15 protein-coding genes are annotated in these 17,324 nt (G+C 60.4%); 10 read left to right on the top strand and 5 right to left on the bottom strand.

All coding sequences use genetic code 11. The features are described from left to right. Positions 1-3 precede the first annotated feature (3 nt). Positions 4-1,590, bottom strand: a complete 1,587-nt coding sequence (locus IB257_RS27425; RefSeq protein WP_175160097.1) for an ABC transporter substrate-binding protein — start codon at positions 1,588-1,590, stop codon at positions 4-6. A gap of 115 nt (positions 1,591-1,705) precedes the next feature. On the opposite strand from IB257_RS27425, the gene mnmE reads away from it, so the two are divergent. Then, positions 1,706-3,058, top strand: a complete 1,353-nt coding sequence (gene mnmE / locus IB257_RS27430) for a tRNA uridine-5-carboxymethylaminomethyl(34) synthesis GTPase MnmE (protein ID WP_175181606.1) — start codon at positions 1,706-1,708, stop codon at positions 3,056-3,058. 32 nt (positions 3,059-3,090) lie between these two features. Here mnmE and IB257_RS27435 read toward each other — a convergent pair whose 3' ends face one another. Continuing rightward, complete coding sequence (locus tag IB257_RS27435) at positions 3,091-3,447, bottom strand: transcriptional regulator (protein WP_054455821.1); 357 nt, start codon at positions 3,445-3,447, stop codon at positions 3,091-3,093. Between the two features lie 42 nt (positions 3,448-3,489). Here IB257_RS27435 and IB257_RS27440 point away from each other — a divergent pair, with 42 nt between their 5' ends. Continuing rightward, complete coding sequence (locus IB257_RS27440; protein ID WP_125470747.1) at positions 3,490-4,047, top strand: hypothetical protein; 558 nt, start codon at positions 3,490-3,492, stop codon at positions 4,045-4,047. A gap of 25 nt (positions 4,048-4,072) precedes the next feature. On the opposite strand, the gene IB257_RS27445 is transcribed toward IB257_RS27440, so the two are convergent. Then, complete coding sequence (locus tag IB257_RS27445) at positions 4,073-4,378, bottom strand: hypothetical protein (protein ID WP_125470748.1); 306 nt, start codon at positions 4,376-4,378, stop codon at positions 4,073-4,075. A 222-nt stretch (positions 4,379-4,600) separates the two neighbouring features. Between IB257_RS27445 and IB257_RS27450 the strand changes: the two genes are divergently transcribed. Further along, entirely contained in the window at positions 4,601-5,053 is a 453-nt protein-coding gene (locus IB257_RS27450; RefSeq protein ID WP_054455825.1) for a GNAT family N-acetyltransferase, read from the top strand. A gap of 56 nt (positions 5,054-5,109) precedes the next feature. Here IB257_RS27450 and IB257_RS27455 read toward each other — a convergent pair whose 3' ends face one another. Next, entirely contained in the window at positions 5,110-6,477 is a 1,368-nt protein-coding gene (locus tag IB257_RS27455; protein WP_192493115.1) for a ClcB-like voltage-gated chloride channel protein, read from the bottom strand. A 489-nt stretch (positions 6,478-6,966) separates the two neighbouring features. Here IB257_RS27455 and IB257_RS27460 point away from each other — a divergent pair, with 489 nt between their 5' ends. The 5 genes from IB257_RS27460 (at position 6,967) to IB257_RS27480 (ending at position 12,307) form a co-directional block, all read left to right on the top strand. Continuing rightward, positions 6,967-7,644 carry a response regulator gene (locus tag IB257_RS27460; protein WP_054455828.1) on the top strand — a complete coding sequence of 226 codons (678 nt, stop codon included), beginning with the start codon at positions 6,967-6,969 and terminating at the stop codon, positions 7,642-7,644. After that, the gene (locus tag IB257_RS27465) at positions 7,634-9,118 is read left to right on the top strand and encodes a sensor histidine kinase (protein WP_119449770.1); all 1,485 of its coding nucleotides are present in this window, start codon (positions 7,634-7,636) and stop codon (positions 9,116-9,118) included. Before IB257_RS27460 ends, IB257_RS27465 begins: the two co-directional genes overlap by 11 nt. A 120-nt stretch (positions 9,119-9,238) precedes the next feature. Continuing rightward, positions 9,239-10,237 carry a tripartite tricarboxylate transporter substrate binding protein gene (locus IB257_RS27470; protein WP_054455831.1) on the top strand — a complete coding sequence of 333 codons (999 nt, stop codon included), beginning with the start codon at positions 9,239-9,241 and terminating at the stop codon, positions 10,235-10,237. 109 nt (positions 10,238-10,346) lie between these two features. Next, the gene (locus IB257_RS27475) at positions 10,347-10,784 is read left to right on the top strand and encodes a tripartite tricarboxylate transporter TctB family protein (RefSeq protein WP_119449769.1); all 438 of its coding nucleotides are present in this window, start codon (positions 10,347-10,349) and stop codon (positions 10,782-10,784) included. Next, complete coding sequence (locus IB257_RS27480; RefSeq protein ID WP_192493116.1) at positions 10,781-12,307, top strand: tripartite tricarboxylate transporter permease; 1,527 nt, start codon at positions 10,781-10,783, stop codon at positions 12,305-12,307. The genes IB257_RS27475 and IB257_RS27480 overlap by 4 nt, the downstream gene beginning before the upstream one ends. Positions 12,308-12,530: 223 nt before the next feature. On the opposite strand, the gene IB257_RS27485 is transcribed toward IB257_RS27480, so the two are convergent. After that, positions 12,531-13,697, bottom strand: coding sequence for a pyridoxal phosphate-dependent aminotransferase (locus IB257_RS27485; RefSeq protein WP_119449767.1), 1,167 nt, complete (start codon positions 13,695-13,697; stop codon positions 12,531-12,533). A gap of 76 nt (positions 13,698-13,773) precedes the next feature. Between IB257_RS27485 and IB257_RS27490 the strand changes: the two genes are divergently transcribed. Both IB257_RS27490 and IB257_RS27495 read left to right on the top strand, forming a co-directional pair. Further along, the gene (locus IB257_RS27490; protein WP_192493117.1) at positions 13,774-14,844 is read left to right on the top strand and encodes an AbrB family transcriptional regulator; all 1,071 of its coding nucleotides are present in this window, start codon (positions 13,774-13,776) and stop codon (positions 14,842-14,844) included. 232 nt (positions 14,845-15,076) lie between these two features. Beyond that, positions 15,077-15,283: a cold-shock protein gene (locus tag IB257_RS27495; RefSeq protein WP_006216596.1), complete on the top strand. Its 207-nt coding sequence runs from the start codon at positions 15,077-15,079 to the stop codon at positions 15,281-15,283. Positions 15,284-17,324 lie beyond the last annotated feature (2,041 nt).

The following is a 17,324-nucleotide window of genomic DNA, read 5'->3' on the forward strand; positions in this document are numbered from 1 at the left end:
GCCTTACTTCTTCAGCGTTGCAAACTGCGCGAGCGTGACCTGGTCCGGGCGGCCCTGATAGCGGATGTCGCTCTTCATCGCCCATACCGACAACTCGAAGTGCACAGGCAGCATGGCGTAGTCATCCATGGCGATGTTGCTGGCCTTGGACAACAGATCCGCTCGCTTGGCGTCGTCCATGGTCGACGAAGCTTCCTTCACCAGCGCATCCATCTTGAGGTTGGAGTAGCGGCTGCGGTTGGTGGTGCCCAAACCTGCTTCGGGATTGCGCGTCACCAGCAGCGAGGTCAGCGCGTTGGACATTTCGCCGCTGGTCACGGACCAGCCCGCCAGATAGGCCGAGAACGCATAGCTGTCGCGGTTCTTGAAGAACACCGGGGGCGCCATCGCATCCACGCTGGTCTTCACGCCGATGCGAGTCCACATCGACGCGATCGCCTGCGCCACCTTCGAATCGTTGACATAGCGGCCCGACGGCGAGCCCAGCGTGATGGAAAAGCCGTTGGGATAACCAGCTTCCTTCAACAAGGCCTTGGCCTTTTCCACGTCGGCCTTGGGAGCCTTCGAATGCTCCTTGCTGGAACCGAACATGGGGTAGGGCAACAGATTTCCCGCGGGCAACGCCACCCCACCCATCACGCGCTCGACCAGCGCATCGCGGTTGATGGCGAGCGACAGCGCTTCGCGCACGCGCTTGTCCTTCATGGGGTTCTTTTCGGTGCCTTGCACGCCCGGCGAGGGCTCGGCGAACTGGTCCAGCGCCACGTAGACGACACGCACCGACGGCGTTTCCTCTACATAGAGTTTCTTGTCGCCCTTGAGCTTGGGCAGGTCATCGGTTGGGGGATCCTCGATCATGTCGACGTCGCCGGCAAGCAGCGCGGCCACGCGCGCGGCCGCGTTGCTGATGGGACGGTAGACCACGCGATCCCATTCGGGCTTCTTGCCCCAATAGTTGTCGTTGCGCGCCAGCACGAATTCGGCGCCGCGCTTCCAGGACACGAACTTGTAGGGACCGGTGCCTATCAGGCCGTCGCCGCTATTGAGTTCCGTCGTCGTCTTGCCCTCGGCCGCGGGGCCCGACGCCGCTTTCTTGGACATGATGGGCAACTGCGCCAGGTTAACCAGCAGGTTCGGCGCCACGTCCTTGGTGGTGATGCGCACGGTGCTGGGATCGACCGCTTCGGTCTTCTCGACCGAACCCAGATACAGCGTGAACGGCGACGGACTGTTGGGCACCTTAGGGACGCGCGCATACGTAAAGACCACGTCTTCCGCGGTGAACGGCGTGCCGTCGGAGAACTTCACGTTAGGGCGCAGCTTGAAAGTCCACACCTTGCCGTCCACGGTCCAGGACTCGGCCAGCGCGGGCTGCGGCTTGAGCTGCGCGTCGGTGGCAACCAGGGTATCGAATATGGTCTGGGAGATCTGCGTATTGGGCGTGAGCGCGTGATACTGCGGATCCATCGACGAAGGTTCGGTCTTCAAGGCGATCACCAGATCGCGGGCCATAGCCGAACTGAAGGTGCCGAAGGCCAATATCACCGCGGCTGAGCCGCAGGCCAAGACACGCGAAAACCGAGATGCCATTGTGATCTCCCTGGATTGTTTCGGGTTTTGAACCTCCGGGCCACATTAACCAGCAAACAAGGGACGGCGCAACAGTTATATTCCCTTATTGTTCTCGCCTTGCCTTGCCCGAAATATGTCCGCCTACGCCCCCATCGCCGCCATCGCAACCGCCCCCGGAAGAGGCGGTATCGGCGTCGTCCGCATCTCCGGCACGGACCTGTCCGAACTCGTGCGGCGCCTGTTCCAGCGCGAACTCACGCCGCGACATGCGCACTACCTGCCGTTCAAATCCGGCACGGGCGAATTGCTGGACGAAGGCATCGCCATCTATTTCCGCGCGCCGCATTCCTATACCGGCGAAGACGTGCTGGAACTGCAAGGGCATGGCGGCCCCGCCGTGCTGCGCCGCGTGCTGGAAAGCTGTCTGGCCGCCGGCCGCGATCTTGGCATCCGGCTGGCCGAGCCGGGCGAATTCACGCGCCGCGCCTTCCTCAACGACCGCATGGACCTGGCTCAGGCCGAAGCCGTAGCCGATTTGATCGAGGCCTCGTCGGTAGCGGCCGCGCGCGGCGCCATGGCGTCGCTCTCGGGCGATTTTTCCGCGCGCGTGAACGACCTGTCGGACCGCATCATCCATTTGCGCATGCTGGTGGAAGCGACGCTGGATTTCCCCGAAGAGGAAATCGACTTCCTCGAGAAGTATCAAGCCCGCCCGACCCTGGAAGCGCTGACCGCGGACCTCGCCAAACTGATCGCGCAAGCGCGCCAGGGCGTGATTCTGCGCGAAGGCCTGCACGTGGTGCTGGCCGGCCAGCCCAACGTCGGCAAGTCCAGCCTGCTCAATGCGCTGGCCGGCGACGACATCGCCATCGTCACCCCGATCGCGGGCACCACCCGCGACAAGGTAGTGCAGGAGATCCACATCGACGGCGTGCCGCTGCATATCGTCGACACCGCCGGCCTCAGGGAAACCGAGGACACGGTGGAAAGCATAGGCATTGCGCGCACCTGGCAGGAAATCGAGCGCGCCGACGTCATCCTGCATCTGCAGGATGCCACCCAGCCCGGCGACGAGCTGGACGCCCAGATCACCGCGCGCCTGCCGCCGCGCACGCCTGTGCTGAAGGTCTTCAACAAGGTGGATCTGTTGTCCACGCCTTTTGCCGCCGGTCCTCAGGAACTTGGAATCTCGGCCAAGCGCGGTGCGGGCCTGGACGAACTGCGTGCAGAGTTGCTGCGCATCGCAGGCTGGAATCCCGGCGGCGAATCCCCGTGGCTCGCGCGCGAGCGACACCTGCACGCCTTGCAAGATGCGGCGGAACATCTGGAGTTGGCCGGCGCGCATGCGGAACAGGACGACCGCGTGCTGGACTTGTTTGCGGAAGAACTGCGGCTGGCACATGACAGCCTGTCCAGCATCACGGGCAAGTTCACCAGCGACGATCTGCTGGGCGAGATCTTCTCGAGCTTCTGTATCGGGAAATAAGCCTGCGCGGCGGCATGTTGCAGCGCTGCAGCTCAGGGCTTGCGCGCCGCTTCCACCAGGCATTCCGACAAGCGGTCGAAATGCGACAACGCCGCCTGGCTGAGTTCGACCTGCTTGCGGCGCGCGTCCTCGGTATCGACTAGCAGCACCCAGCCTTTCTCGCGCATCGATTTCAAGCGCGCGTGCAAGGTTGCGGGTGACCCTATGCTATCCACCGCCATCACATCGCGCACGGACAAGCGGCGTTGTTCCTGCGACGCGCGCGCGATCAGCGTGAGTATGCGTTCTTCCAGGGGATCCAGCGACGGCAGCGCGGGCAGGCCGCGCAGCGCATCGGTCAGGCGCAGAAAACGCATGTAGATGTCAGCGGGTCTCTTTTTTTCTTTCATGGATAATGGACGCAGCGACTGACAAGCGGCGGAATTCGAGGTATGGGGAACATTCTAGATCAGGGTAAGTGGGCTCTGGTGACGATGGCGCTGTTCCTGGGCAGTCTGGCGGTCAATGAATGGGTGTTCACCAATCTTGAGTTTGTGCGGGGCATCAATTGGATCTATCTGCCGGCGGGCGTGCGCCTGATATGCACCTTGCTGTTTGGCCTGCCTGCGGCGCTCGGGCTGCTGGCCGGATCGTGGATCGCCTGCTTCTGCTACTACTTTCCTGACGACATGCTCCGCTCCGTGGCGGGGGGCATCATGGCCGCTGCCGCTCCCTACCTGGCCTATCGCTGGGCCCGTTCGGCACTGCGATTGCAGCCCGACCTGGCCAACCTTACGGCCTGGCGTCTGCTGATCTGCGCCGTAGTCTATGCGGTAGTGAATACGACCATTCACCATCTCTGGTTCTTTCTCCAGGGAGAGAGAGCCGCGCTCGCCGACGGCTTCATCGCGATGCTGACCGGGGACATTACGGGATCCTTGTTCGTGTTGTACACGCTCAAGGTAGTCAGCGCCTTGGGACGCGCAGTCCTGCGCCGGCGCGCTGCCTGACTGCCTGAAGGAACCTGCCTCGGGCTTAGCCCGTCACTGCGGCCGGGTCATCTTCGGACTCGCTGTCTTCCTGTATCGGCGCAAGCGCCGAGGCTGCTTCGGCCTTGCCCAATGCCCGTTCGGCACGCTCAGCCAGCAGGCGCATTTCCCGCGCTCTTTTTCCATGCAGCACCCGGCCGAATGTATTGAGGTTGAGCGCCATGGTTCTCAACTCCGACAACTCACTCTCCGACAAGGCGATGCCGCTATCCCTGTGCTGCTCGACCCGGTCCAGCACGCCTGAACAAGCCTCGAAGAACTTTGCATAGTCGTTCCACAGGTTGTCGGACACACTGTTCCCCGGGAAAGACGTATTAGGTGCCATCGACACTCCTTTGCGGAATCACTCTGCGACTTTCTGCGGTGATCGCACTTCATCTTCGGGGTATACAAGCGAACTATTAGTTATAAATTTTATAACTAATTATAAAAATAATCCTGCGACGGTCCGGACGTCCTATATTTCTTTCCGGGAAATCCGCCCACGCCGGGCAGCGCTTCATCCGGACCTCGCATGCACCCTGACATACGCCTCGCCAGCCTCGACGATCTGCCTGACATCGAACGAATCGTCGCGCAAGCCTATGGCCACTATGTTGCGCGCATCGGCGCGACGCCCGGACCGATGCTTGATGATTACCGTGCCCGCGTCACGCAGGGCGTGGTCCATGTGCTGCGTGTGCGCGATACCGTGCAAGCTGTGCTGGTCCTGATTCCGGAAGCCGATTGCCTGCTGCTGGACAACATCGCGGTGGATCCGCAAGCGCAAGGAAAAGGCTATGGCCGCGACCTGATGCAGTTCGCGGAAACCGCGGCGCGCCAGGCCGGCTATGCCAGCATCCGGTTGTACACGCAGGAGAAAATGACCGAGAACATCGCGATCTACACGCGATACGGTTATGTGGAAACCCATCGCGCCGAGGAAATCGGTCTCAAGCGAGTTTTCATGAAAAAGCCCCTTATTTAAGGGTTATTTTCCCTATTTCGCTAATGCGAGTATTCACTCGTATTAGTGAAATACCATCATTCCTCACGTTCCTTGACAACGACGCGCTGCGCGCGCCGATTGCTGGCCAACGATTTCGCATAGACCGAATCCGGCCTTATCCGATGCGCAATCACGTAGCCTGTGATGCAGGCCAGCATGAGCGGCAGCATGACTTCGTAGCTGAGTGTCATCTCGAAAATCATCAGGATGGACATCAATGGCGCATAGGTGGTGGCGGCCAGCAACGCCCCCATGCCCACCACCGCATAGCTCGATACCGCCGACAGATCCCCAGCGGGGAACAGAGCCTGCAGGCCGGTCCCGTACAAGGCGCCCAGCGCCGCCCCCACGAATAACGTCGGCGTGAAAACGCCGCCTACCGCGCCCGATCCCACGCTGGCGGCGGTGGCCAGCGTTTTCAACAGCAGAATGGCGGCCACCGCCTGCCAGGCCCACTGCGTATGCAACATGCTGTTGACCACGCTGTAGCCATTGCCCCAGACCTCGGGATTCACGACTGACAAGGCGCCGACAATCAGGCCGCCCAAGGCCATGCGTACCCACAACGGCGCGGGTACGCGGCCGAACGCGGCGCGTGCAGTGTCCAGGAAGCGCAGGAATTGCGGCGCCGCCAGGCCGGCGATCACCCCCAATCCCAGATAGTTGATGACTTCCCACCCGGACACGAAAGTGAAGGGCGGCATATGAAAAACCGCGTCGTAATGCAGGATCTGGCGCGTCACAATGTTCGCAACGACCGACGATACGACCAGCGGCACCAGCGTGGCTGAAGCTATCGCGCCATAAACGATCTCGGAAATGAACAGGGCTCCGGCGATGGGCGCGTTGTAGGCGGAAGTAATCCCCGCCGTGGCGCCACAGGCGACCAGCAGACGCAGATGCCTGGGAGGCAGCACCAGATAGCGGCCGGTCAGGGATGACAACATCGCTGCCAACTGCACCATGGGACCTTCCCGGCCAATCGAGGCGCCGGAGCCGATGGAAAAAATCGATGACAGGCTGCGCGCGACGGTCTGGCGAAAGCCGATAACCCCGCGGCCGATGGAAATCGCCTCCATGTAGTCCGCCGCGCCGCGCTTGGGCAACCACCTGGCCGCCATTTGCAGGACCGCGCCCGCGATGGCGCCGCCTATGGCCGGCATCAGGAAGCGTTGCCAGGGACTCAGCCCGCGCGCCAAAGACACCATGCCGTGGGGAGTGTCCTCGCCGCCCAGCAGGATTTGTGTCCAGGCCAGCATTTCGCGAAAGACCACGGTGGCCAATGCCCCCAAGAGGCCCATCAGCGCCGCCGCGCAAAGCGTGGCCGGCAAATTGTCCACCAACAAACGGCTTCTCAGCCAGATTGCCCAACCTGATTTCTTGATTCTGATTTCTGTCGCCATGGCGGAATTCTACGGCGGAACCTGCTCACTTTTTGTTCAGTTCCCAGTCAAGAATGGCTGCGCGCCTCCCCTCGAATGCCCCTTTCCGCGAACGTCCTGGAGGGCCTCTAAAGGCCCCTGGAAGGGCAAAAAAGCAGGGTGGCAACCGGACGTTTTTCGGGGTAAAAGTGCCGTTTTTGGAACCCGTCCGGCAGAAATGCCCTGTGGATAACTCCTAAGTAGACGCCTTGTGCACATTTTGTGGAGGCAAGTTGAACAAGCAGGGGTTTCGGACAGGGTCCAAAATCTTGTCCAACTTCAGCTTTTTTCCCACACAGAGTTCTTGCACAGCCAAAAACGGTCGCAAGCTGATGAAAAAAAAGAGGTTTTCAAGGTTAAGGTAGTTATCCACAGGCCTTATTAATCATTAGTCTTTATATAAAGAGAAATAAAGGAAAAGCCAAACATGCTCTCCCATTCCGCCCAGCCATCCCCCCCCGGACTCCGTCCATGCGCATCCTTCTGATAGAAGACGAAGCCGAACTTGCACGCTGGCTTTCAAGAAGCCTGGCCAGGCACGCTGGTTTCGTCGTTGAATGGGCTGATGACGGGCTGGTAGCCGAAAGAAGGCTGGCGATGGAAGAATTCGATGCCGTCATCCTCGATCTGGGACTGCCGGGCATGGATGGCCATGCTTTGCTCGCGAAGATTCGCGCGCGGGACGACCGTACGCCGGTGCTGGTCTTGACCGCGCGCGATTCGCTGGCCGAAAAAATCGGGACGCTCCACCAGGGAGCGGACGATTTCCTGCCGAAACCGTTTGTTGTGGAAGAGTTGGAAGCGCGGCTGATCGCGCTCATCCGTCGCAGCCGCGGGAGAGAGCACCCGCGGCTCACGCTGGGAAACCTGGCCTTCGAAACTTCCGCTCAAAAATTCACGGTCAACGGGCAGCCCTTGCAGTTATCCCCACGTGAACACTCGGTTCTGCGGGTACTGATCCAAAAAAGCGGCGAACCCATCAACAAGCAGCAGATCCTGGATCGCATCCTGACGGACGATGCAGACATCAACCTGGAGGCCATCGAGGTCCTGGTGCACCGTTTGCGCAAAAAATTGGCGGATACCGGTGTGCAGATCGTGACCATGCGAGGCATGGGCTACTGCCTGGAGAACCTTGTTGACAACTAGAAGCGCGGAAAAAAAGGGGTTTTTCGCGGCAAAAAAACGTAATCGCACCCTGAAAAGCCAGCTCCTCTGGTGGCTGATCCCCACCCTGGTCTTCGTGATGATGGGCGCCTTGTGGTTGTCGAATCACCAGCTGCGCAACCAGGTCGACATTGCTTACGACCGTTCGCTCTCTGGAGCGCTGCGCGCGATCGACCACAACATATCCACAGCCAGCGGTGGATTAGCCATGGAGCAGCCATACCTGATGCTGGAATTTTTCGAGCTGACGGCCAATGGCAGCGTGTTCTACCGGGTTGCCACGGAGGACGGACTGGCCGAAATCGGCAGCCCGGGCCTGCCGATGCCTGCCGAGCCGCTGGTTTCGGGGGAACCGCGGTTTTTCTATGCCGACTACCAGGGCACGCCCGTGCGCGTTGCGGCGCTGGCGCGCCCCATGGATCCTCCGCTATACGCCAACAAAGGGGGACGGGTTATCGTGCAGGTGGCCGAAGGCCTGGATACCCGGCAGGCCTTCCTGCACCAAGTGCTGGTACGCTCGGTGGAACGGGACCTGGCCGTGATCCTGATCAGCGTCCTGGTGATCGTCCTGGGCGTTTTCATGGCCCTGCGTCCCCTGGCCAGGCTGCGTCAGGAGGTGGAAGGGCGTTCTGCGGACGATTTAAGCCCCGTGAGCGCGTCGGACATGCCAGGGGAGGTCCTACCCCTAGTCGCGGCCGTAAACCTCCACATGGCCCGTTTTGCGGCTCAGGCGAGGGTCCAGAGCCAGTTCCTGGATGACGCCTCGCACCAGTTGCGCACCCCTTTGTCGGTTTTGCGGACCCAGACGGCCTATGCCTTGCGTGAAACAGACCCCCAGGAGGTCCGTACAGCCCTTCTGGCGATGCAAGAGGGGTTGGACAGGGCGGTACGCACCACCAACCAAATGCTCGCGCTGGCGCGCGCTAAAGACGCCTCGCTGGCCGAGGGCGGTTTCAGCCCCGAGCCAGTGGATCTGGTGGAGCTGGCTGATGGGGTCATCCGCAGCCTGCTGCCGACCGCCCGGGCCCGCCAGCTCGACATAGGCCTGGAAGCCGAGATCCGCCCGGTGGTGGTCCAGGGGGCGGACTGGCTGCTGAGGGAGGCCGTCAGCAACCTGGTGGACAACGCCATCCGTTACACCTCGTCTGCGGGAGAAGTCACGGTAAGGGTCCAGATCGACACTGGCCAGGCCAGGCTGGTCGTCGAGGACAGCGGCCCGGGTATGTCGGCGGAGGACATTGCCCGCGCCTGCATCCGCTTTCGCCGGGGCGCCGCCGGCAAGAACAAGCCCGGGGCCGGGTTGGGGCTGGCCATTGTCGGGACGATTGCCGAAATCCTGGGGGCGCGGCTGGTCCTGGAGAACCGGGTGCCCTTGCCGGGCCTGAGAGCGGCATTGGTGTTTACCCTGGAACGCCCGGAAGATGCTGCGCCGCACCAGAAAAACGGCGGAATTTGAAAGCTTTTGGAAAGCTTCATTTTTGTACGGTTGCGTCCACTGGGGCCGTTATTGCGGAAAGAACCGTCTGAGCAGAGCTTCCAGCCATACCTAGACCTATAAATCTCGGAGACGCAAAAAATGCAGACTAGTCTGAAACTGCGCCTGGCCGCCGTCGCGGCGCTGGGCACGATTACTTTGTCCCTTGGCGCCGCCCACGCGGCCGACGAGCCGCGCCGCCCGGAATGCATCGCGCCCGCCCAGCCTGGCGGCGGTTTCGACCTGACCTGCCGCCTGGCCACCGAAGGCTTGAAGCAAAGCGGCGCGCTCAAAAGCGCCATGCGCATCGTCTACATGCCTGGCGGCATCGGCGCAGTGGCCTACAACAACATCGTGGCCCAGCACCCGAACGAACCGGGCACCATCGTGGCGTTCTCGGGCGGTTCGCTCTTGAACCTGGCCCAGGGCAAGTTCGGCAAGTACAACGTCAACGACGTGCGCTGGCTGGCTGCCATCGGCACCGACTACGGCGTGGCCGTGGTCCGCAACGATTCCCCGTACACCGACCTGAAGAGCCTGATGGACGCCTTCAAGCAGGATCCGACCAAGATCGTGCTGGGCGCCGGCGGCACCGTGGGTAGCCAGGACTGGATGAAGGCCGCGCTGACCGCCAAGGCGGCTGGCGTGGATTTCAAGAAGATGCGTTTCGTGGCATTTGAAGGTGGCGGCGAAGCCGTCACGGCCCTGCGCGGCGGCCACATCCAGGCCTACATGGGCGATGCGGCAGAAGCCTTCACCATGCTCGAAGGCGGCGCACCCATCCGTGTGCTGGCCGTATTCAACGATCAGCGCCTGCCGGGCAAGCTGGGCACCGTGCCTACCGCCAAGGAGCAGGGCTATGACATCGTCTGGCCGATCATCCGCGGCTTCTACGTCGGCCCGAAGGTGTCGGACAGCGACTACCAGTTTTGGGTCGACGCCTTCAACAAGACCGCGGCCTCGCCCGAGTTCGACAAGCTGCGCCAGCAGCAGGGCCTGTTCCCCTTCAACAAGACGGGTCCCGAGCTGGACGCCTACGTGAAGAACCAGGTCAAGGTCTACGGCGAACTGGCCGATTCGTTCGGCCTCGTTAAGAAGTAAGCCGCAAGGCTCCCCCTTATCGCGTTTTTCAGGATTCCCCGCCGCCGGCATTGCCGCGGCGGCAGGGGAGCGCTGCGCCGCGCGATGCGACTACAACGGAAAAGTGATCATGAACGATCGAATATTGGGCGTGGCGGCGCTAGCGCTGGCCGCCTTCATGACCGCGGCGGGTTGGGGAATCGAAGCCCCGTTCGCCTATGAGCCTGTGGGCCCGCGCGCCTTTCCCTTGCTGCTGGCCTTGATCATTGGCCTGTGCGGCCTGTGGCTGGTCTACAAGGGCGGTCATCAGGTGGAGGCCAATCCGCCCGGCGCCAATGCGCGCATCGCGCTGATGATGGCGTTTGTGGTGGCCTATGCCTTCCTGTTCCAGTGGCTGGGTTTCGTGATTGCGACAACCCTGATGACGATATTCGTCGGCCGCCTGTTCGGGGGCGGTTGGGTCAAGTGCGCCATCGGCGGCGCCATCATGAGCATTCTGTTTTTCTTGCTGTTCGACAAGGTGCTGGACGTGGTCCTGCCCACCGGTTTGTTGGAGACCCTGATATGAGCGGCATTCTTGATCACTTGGCGATAGGCTTTGGCGTCGCCTTTTCGCTGACCAACCTGCTGGTGGCCATGATCGGTTCGTTCATCGGCACCATGGTAGGCGTGCTGCCCGGCCTGGGACCGGTCAACGGCGTGGCGATGCTGATTCCGATCGCGTTCGCGATGAACCTGCCGCCCGAGACCGCGCTGATCCTGCTGGCTGCCGTGTACGTGGGCGCCGAATACGGCGGCCGCATCACCGCCATTCTGCTGAACGTGCCGGGCGAGGCCAGCGCCATCATGACGACGCTGGACGGTTATCCGCTGGCGCGGCAGGGCATGGCCAGCGTGGCGCTGTCGCTGTCGGCGTGGTCCGCGTTCTTCGGCGCCATCGTGTCGGTGGTGGGCATCATCCTGCTCGCGCCGTTGCTGGCCAAGTGGGCGTTGGCCTTCGGTCCCGCCGAGTATTTCGTGCTGATGATTTTCGCGTTCTGCTGCCTGACCAGCTTGCTGGGCAAGCAGCCCGTCAAAGGCGTGCTGGCAGCGATGATCGGCCTGTCGATTTCGGTGGTGGGCGTGGACGCGAATTCCGGCGTGTATCGCTACACCTTCGAGTCGGTGCATCTGGCCGACGGCATCGAATTCGTGGTGGTGGTGATTGCGCTGTTCGCGGTCAGCGAGATGCTGGAGATGCTGGAGAAAGTGGTGGCAGGGCATAGCGTCGAGGTCAAGCCCAGCGGCCGCAAACTTTTCAACTTGAAGGAAATGGCGCTTACCTGGTGGAGCGTGGTGCGCAGCTCGCTGGTTGGATTTGGCGTGGGCGTGTTGCCTGGCGCCGGCGCCAGCGTGGCCGCGGCCGTGGCGTACTCGCAGGAAAAGCGCATCATCGAAGCCAAGGATCCGGACGCGAAGTTCGGCAAGGGCGACATGCGCGGCCTGGTCGCGCCGGAAGCCGCCGCCACGGCGTCGGCCATCGGCTCGTTCGTGCCCATGCTGACGCTGGGCGTGCCCGGTTCGGGTACCACTGCCGTGATGATGGGCGCGCTGACGCTCTACAACATCACACCGGGTCCGGTGCTGTTCGACTCCAAGCCCGAACTGGTGTGGGGCTTGATCGCCTCACTGTTCGTGGCCAACGTGTTGCTGTTCGTCATGAACGTGCCGCTGGTGCGCTTCTTCGCCAAGGTGCTGTCGGTGCCGGGATGGCTGATGGTGCCGGGCATCCTGTGCATCAGCTACATCGGCGTCTACGCCATCAACGCGGGCACTTTCGATCTGCTGCTGGTGGCGGGCATAGGCGCGCTGGGCTACTTCCTGCGCAAGTTCGGCGTGCCGATGGCGCCGCTGGTGCTGGGCGTGGTGTTGGGCAACATGATGGAGCAGAACCTGCGCCGCGCGTTGTCGATCACTGATGGTGACGTCGGCGTGCTGTTCGCCAGCCCGGTGTCGATCTCGATGTGGGTGGGGGCGGCTGCGGTCGTAATCGTGCCGCAGATCATGCGCCGCATGCGCAAAGCGAAAAAGCTTGCCGCTGGTCCGGCCTGATTCCATGGCGGCGCGACTGTTGTAAAGGGCAGCAATCGCGCTGCGGGATCTGGTCCGGAAATTGCAAAGGGCGCCTGATGGGCGCCCTTTTTTTGTTAGTGAATTCGTTTTGGATCGTCTCTATTTTTAATACGAGTTTTTATTCATATTCTTCAACAAAAGCGCTTGTATAGAGCGTCATCGAGAAAAATTGAAGTCACTATGGAGAAATCAGTGGGGGGCGTCAAACCTGCGCCAGACGTTCCAAGGCCGCATCTAGCGTCGCGTCTTTTTTCGCGAAGCAGAAGCGCACGATGCGATGGTTGGATTCCGCCGCGTCGGGCTGGCGATAGAACGCCGATACCGGTATCACCGTGACGCCATGATTCACCGTCAGGTCACGTGCGAAGTCGGCCTCGTTCTGCTTGGAAATCTGGCTATAGTCCGCCAGCAGGAAAAATGTGCCCGGGCTGGGCAGGGGGCGGAAACGGGTCTTGGCCAGTCCCTGCGCGAGGCGGTCGCGCTTGGCCTGATAGAACGCCGGCAGATCGAGGTAAGGCTTGGGATCGCGCATGAATTCGGCCAACGCGAACTGCATGGGCGAGGGCACGGTGAACACCATGAACTGATGCACCTTGCGCAGTTCAGCGCTGAGCTGGCGCGGTGCGCAGCAGTAGCCGATCTTCCAGCCGGTGGTGTGATAAGTCTTGCCGAAGGACGAGATCACGAAGGCATGCTGTGCCAGCAACGGGCGACGCGCCACGCTGGCATGTGGCTTGCCATCGAACACGATATGTTCATAGACCTCGTCGGACACCAGCAGCACGCCAGTGTCGCGCACGATCGCCTCCAGCGCGTCCAGGTCGCTGTCATCCAACACGGCGCCGGTGGGGTTGTGCGGAAAGTTCAGCATCAAGAGACGGGTCTTGGACGTGATGGCATCGCGCACACGCTGCCAGTCAATGCGGTAGTAGGGATCGGCTTCTGTGGGCGCGCGCAGCGGCACCGGCACGGCGGTGCCGCCTGCCAGGCGGATCGCCGGCAGGTAGGAGTCGTAGCAAGGTTCGATGACGACGACTTCGTCGCCGCTGCCAACGGCGGCCAGCACGGTTGCCATCAGCGCTTCGGTTGCGCCGCTGGTGACGGTGATCTCGGTTTCCGGATCGTAGGCATGGCCATAGAGTTCGCGTGTCTTGGCGGCGATGGCTTCGCGCAAGGGGGCCACGCCCGGCATGTAGGGATACTGGTTGTGGCCGTCGGCCATGGCCTTGGATACGAGGGCGCACAAGGCGGGATCGGGATCGAAGTCGGGAAAGCCCTGGCCCAGGTTGATGGCTTTGTGTTCGATGGCCAAGCGGCTCATCACGGTAAAGATGGTGGTGCCAACGTCGGGAAGTTTGGATCGGATCATGGTGGACGCGAGAGTGAACGTTGCTAGCAGAGAGAGTTTTCGTAAGTATCCCACTAACTCATAATTCGGTTTTCACATGAGCTTAAGGCGCGGCGGTATCGTGGGTCAGAACATGTTGTGGAGGGTGTTGGGCGGTTTGGCGCTTGCATTGGCGGGCGCGTTGTTGGCGGTGTGGGCGCACATCCCGTTGCCGTGGATGCTGGGCGCGTTGCTGGTGACCGCGGCGACGCGCATTGCGGGCTTGGGCACCGCGTGCCCCAGGCCGGCGCGCAATGCTGGCCAGTGGGTGATCGGTACTTCGTTGGGGCTTTACTTCACGCCGCAGGTGATCGGTCACATTGGCAGTAATGCGGGACCCATCATCATCGGCATGTTGTTCGCATTGGGCCTGGCCTTCATGGGCACGGCGATCCTGCGCCGCTACACCGATGTGGATTTCAAGACGGCCTGGTTTTCTTCCGCCATCGGCGGAGCCAGCGAAATGGCGAACCTGGCAGAGCGTCATGGGGCGCGCATAGACCGGGTGGCCACGGCGCATAGCGTGCGTGTGCTGATGGTGGTGGTTGCCGTGCCCTTCATCTTTCAGTGGTGGGGCGTGGCGGGACTGGATCCCACGGTTCCTGGACCCAAGGTGGTCCATGCTTGGGGGCTGGCGGCGCTGGTCGCGCTGACCTGCGTCGGCGGCGCCGCCTTCATGAAGCTGCGGTTGCCGAATCCCTGGGTGCTGGGTCCGATGTCGGTCGCCATGATCCTTACGGCCAACGGCATCGAGCTGTCGGCCCTGCCGGACTACGTTCCGAAGATAGGCCAATTGCTGATCGGCTGGTCGCTGGGCGACCGCTATCGGCCGGATTTCTTTCGAGCCGCGCCGCGTTTTATTGCCGCCGTGGCGAGCTTCACGGTGGCTGCATTGGCGCTGGCGTTCGGTCTGGGCGCCTTGCTGTCGCTATGGTCCGCCGCGCCCATACCCACCTTGATTCTTGGCACTACGCCGGGTGGCATTGCAGAGATGGCAATCACCGCCAAAGTGCTGCAGCTAGGGGTCCCCGTGGTCACCGCCTTCCATGTCACACGCATGGTTTTTGTGGTGATCGTGACTGGCCCGATCTACGCATTTATGGCGCGTCGGCAGGGCCTCAAGCCCTAGCGGAACGAGACCCAGTATTAAAAATACGACATTGGGGTAAACAACTATATGAGTCTGTAATGTGTGCTGAGTATGCTGATTACGCAGTTGATTCAAGCAGCGCGCGGACTCGTTCTGCAGCTAGGCGGCAAGCGGGAACGCAGCAGCAACGCAGGTACTTCTACCGGTCGTTCAGTTCTCACGGCGTCCTTGATTCATTGCATTTCGAGTTAATTACAGGACGCTAGAAAAAATGGCTCAGAAGGGCAAAGTTAAGTGGTTCAACGCTGACAAGGGTTACGGTTTCATCACGCCGGACGTTGGTGGTACCGATGTTTTCGCACACTTTTCCGCCATCCAGGGCCGCGGCTATCGCAGCCTGAACGAAGGCCAGGAAGTCGAATTCGAAGTCAAGGATGGTCCGAAAGGACCTCAAGCGGCCGAAATTCGCCCGCTCTAAATCGGGAAATCCCAATTTCCCGTCCGCCAGGCTCGGCCTGGCTACAACGCCCCAAGACCGGAAGGTCTGGGGCGTTGTTTCATTTGGGCGGCCGACGCCTGATCAGCTAGTTCTGCGTGAATAGTTAGTATTCACTAACATATTCTCCGGCCGTGGATAAGTTTGTGGATAATTATTTTTGGGCATGAGCATTTTGATGCTCAGCAATGAAGCAATTGCTTATCCGTAGCCAGGTTTTGCACAGTTATCCCGTCCTTCTTGGAACGGCATCGGGGGCCAGCTAGGCTGCTTGGGTTTATTCGGCTTTGCTGTGATGTTCGCGTTTCTATATGGCCTTTCCCTAGGGAATACAGGCATTTAACGCAATATTGAGCAGATCTCAGCCGGAATAAGGGCGACGCGGCCGTAATGTCCTGAGGCCGATCTGGCCCGTTTTTGCTTGCACGGCGGCCGGTTGTTCACAAAGATATCCCCATCCCGGTTATGCACAGAATTACACCCTTTGGCGCCCTGAGATGGCTCAAACGCCTGTGGATAGAAATGGGGATAGGGTCCGGAAGTAGGGGGCCTGAGTGAAGATATCCGAAGTGGTGCACGCGACTTTGGACCACGTGGACGGAACCGGATCGTGGACGCCGCGGTCAATCATAGGTGAGCCCGAATCGCGCTCGGCGAGTTTTCCACAGGGTTTCACATGAAAGGCTGGATCTCACCCATAAGGATGATGGCGCGGGTTGCGGCAGACGGGCAAGATAATTGTCTGGTCAATGAATCCGTGCGACCTGACCAACGGTGTCCGCGTAGTGGCGGACCGCAGGATTCAATGTGTGGATAGGTCTGTGAATAATCCGTCTCCACGATTTTTGCGGCGTTAAGACCAGGATGCGACGGCAGAGTTCCTCGCTATATTCAGAGGCGAGGATTGTTATGGTGGGTTTTCGAGAATTCATTGTGGCAGTGACGACGATCTTATCCACATAGTTTTCCACGGTTTTTTGCGTCGTTATCAAGTTGGTTTGAAAGCCGAGTTTCCTCAGTTTGGTAAGCATCCAAAATAGAAATAATCGATTGCTGCCATAGGGAAGACAGTTGGGCATTTGTGCTTTTTCACGCTTCTTGGCACTTTGCGAAGTCGGTCACACTGCGCCGTTTTATGGCACGCCAGGCATTGGCCTTCAATGACTTATCCCCAGAGTTGTTCCACGTGAAACCGCGAATGTCGGTAGCTATCGGATCTGCTAGTTGTTGATAACACTGTGCAGGACTTAATAGCTCTGCTGCGAGAGTTCTTTGTCCGTCTGATTTCCCGCTTCTGAGTTATTCCAAATTTCTGCGGCATAGACTCGCCTTGAGCGGCAGGTATCGCCTCGGCGTGAGGTGCGGGCTTGGACAAGAGGAACTTTCCAAATTGGCGGGTTTCAGGTCCTAGCCAGTTTTGGCGCAGGGCGGATAAGAAGAAATCTCATGTTGGTTGCGCTGCGTTTGGGCTGACGAAATAGTTCGAGTTCCGTACGTGGGAATTGGACTCTCCACGACTACGGCGGTTTCGCCCCACTTCTCAACACTCAAGTTTCACGTGAAACGCAAAAAAATGCTCTGTTTCGGGTAAGGGGTAGGGTAGGGGTTGGAAAATCGCCTTTTTTTTTGGATGAACCTTCATGGGATTGAAATCAGAGGGTTTCATGAGACGAGATGACTCGGTACGGATCTTGAGCGACGAGGCTCAAGCGGATGCCGGTATTCCTATCTCTGCCGGCCTTTGGAGTGCTGCGTTCGTGTTTCACGTGGAACATTCTTGGGTGTGAAACAGGCCTCTTCTTCTTTTGCTCGCCCTATGCATGATCAACGTTTCACGTGAAACGTTGATCACCTGCTGCGTATAGGCAACGATGTTTCACGTGAAACATCGATAGTGCGGATGGTCAAAATTGACATCCTGGCGTCCTCAAATGGCGCAAAGGCTCATGACGATATGACATGCGACGCTTGGTCGTGGTTGGACTGTAGTTGGAGTATGCAATCGTGATTGGTATTGAGCGCG

This window comes from Achromobacter sp. ACM03, from assembly GCF_014851665.1.
Classification (GTDB): domain Bacteria; phylum Pseudomonadota; class Gammaproteobacteria; order Burkholderiales; family Burkholderiaceae_B; genus Achromobacter; species Achromobacter aegrifaciens.

Coding starts and splice junctions, on each gene's coding strand:
- IB257_RS27470 (WP_054455831.1), top strand. CDS start 9,239: ATGCAGACTAGTCTGAAACTGCGCCTGGCCGCCGTCGCGGCGCTGGGC.
- IB257_RS27455 (WP_192493115.1), bottom strand. CDS start 6,477: ATGGCGACAGAAATCAGAATCAAGAAATCAGGTTGGGCAATCTGGCTG.
- IB257_RS27480 (WP_192493116.1), top strand. CDS start 10,781: ATGAGCGGCATTCTTGATCACTTGGCGATAGGCTTTGGCGTCGCCTTT.
- mnmE (WP_175181606.1), top strand. CDS start 1,706: ATGTCCGCCTACGCCCCCATCGCCGCCATCGCAACCGCCCCCGGAAGA.
- IB257_RS27495 (WP_006216596.1), top strand. CDS start 15,077: ATGGCTCAGAAGGGCAAAGTTAAGTGGTTCAACGCTGACAAGGGTTAC.
- IB257_RS27425 (WP_175160097.1), bottom strand. CDS start 1,590: ATGGCATCTCGGTTTTCGCGTGTCTTGGCCTGCGGCTCAGCCGCGGTG.
- IB257_RS27435 (WP_054455821.1), bottom strand. CDS start 3,447: ATGAAAGAAAAAAAGAGACCCGCTGACATCTACATGCGTTTTCTGCGC.
- IB257_RS27475 (WP_119449769.1), top strand. CDS start 10,347: ATGAACGATCGAATATTGGGCGTGGCGGCGCTAGCGCTGGCCGCCTTC.
- IB257_RS27485 (WP_119449767.1), bottom strand. CDS start 13,697: ATGATCCGATCCAAACTTCCCGACGTTGGCACCACCATCTTTACCGTG.
- IB257_RS27490 (WP_192493117.1), top strand. CDS start 13,774: ATGAGCTTAAGGCGCGGCGGTATCGTGGGTCAGAACATGTTGTGGAGG.
- IB257_RS27460 (WP_054455828.1), top strand. CDS start 6,967: ATGCGCATCCTTCTGATAGAAGACGAAGCCGAACTTGCACGCTGGCTT.
- IB257_RS27450 (WP_054455825.1), top strand. CDS start 4,601: ATGCACCCTGACATACGCCTCGCCAGCCTCGACGATCTGCCTGACATC.
- IB257_RS27440 (WP_125470747.1), top strand. CDS start 3,490: ATGGGGAACATTCTAGATCAGGGTAAGTGGGCTCTGGTGACGATGGCG.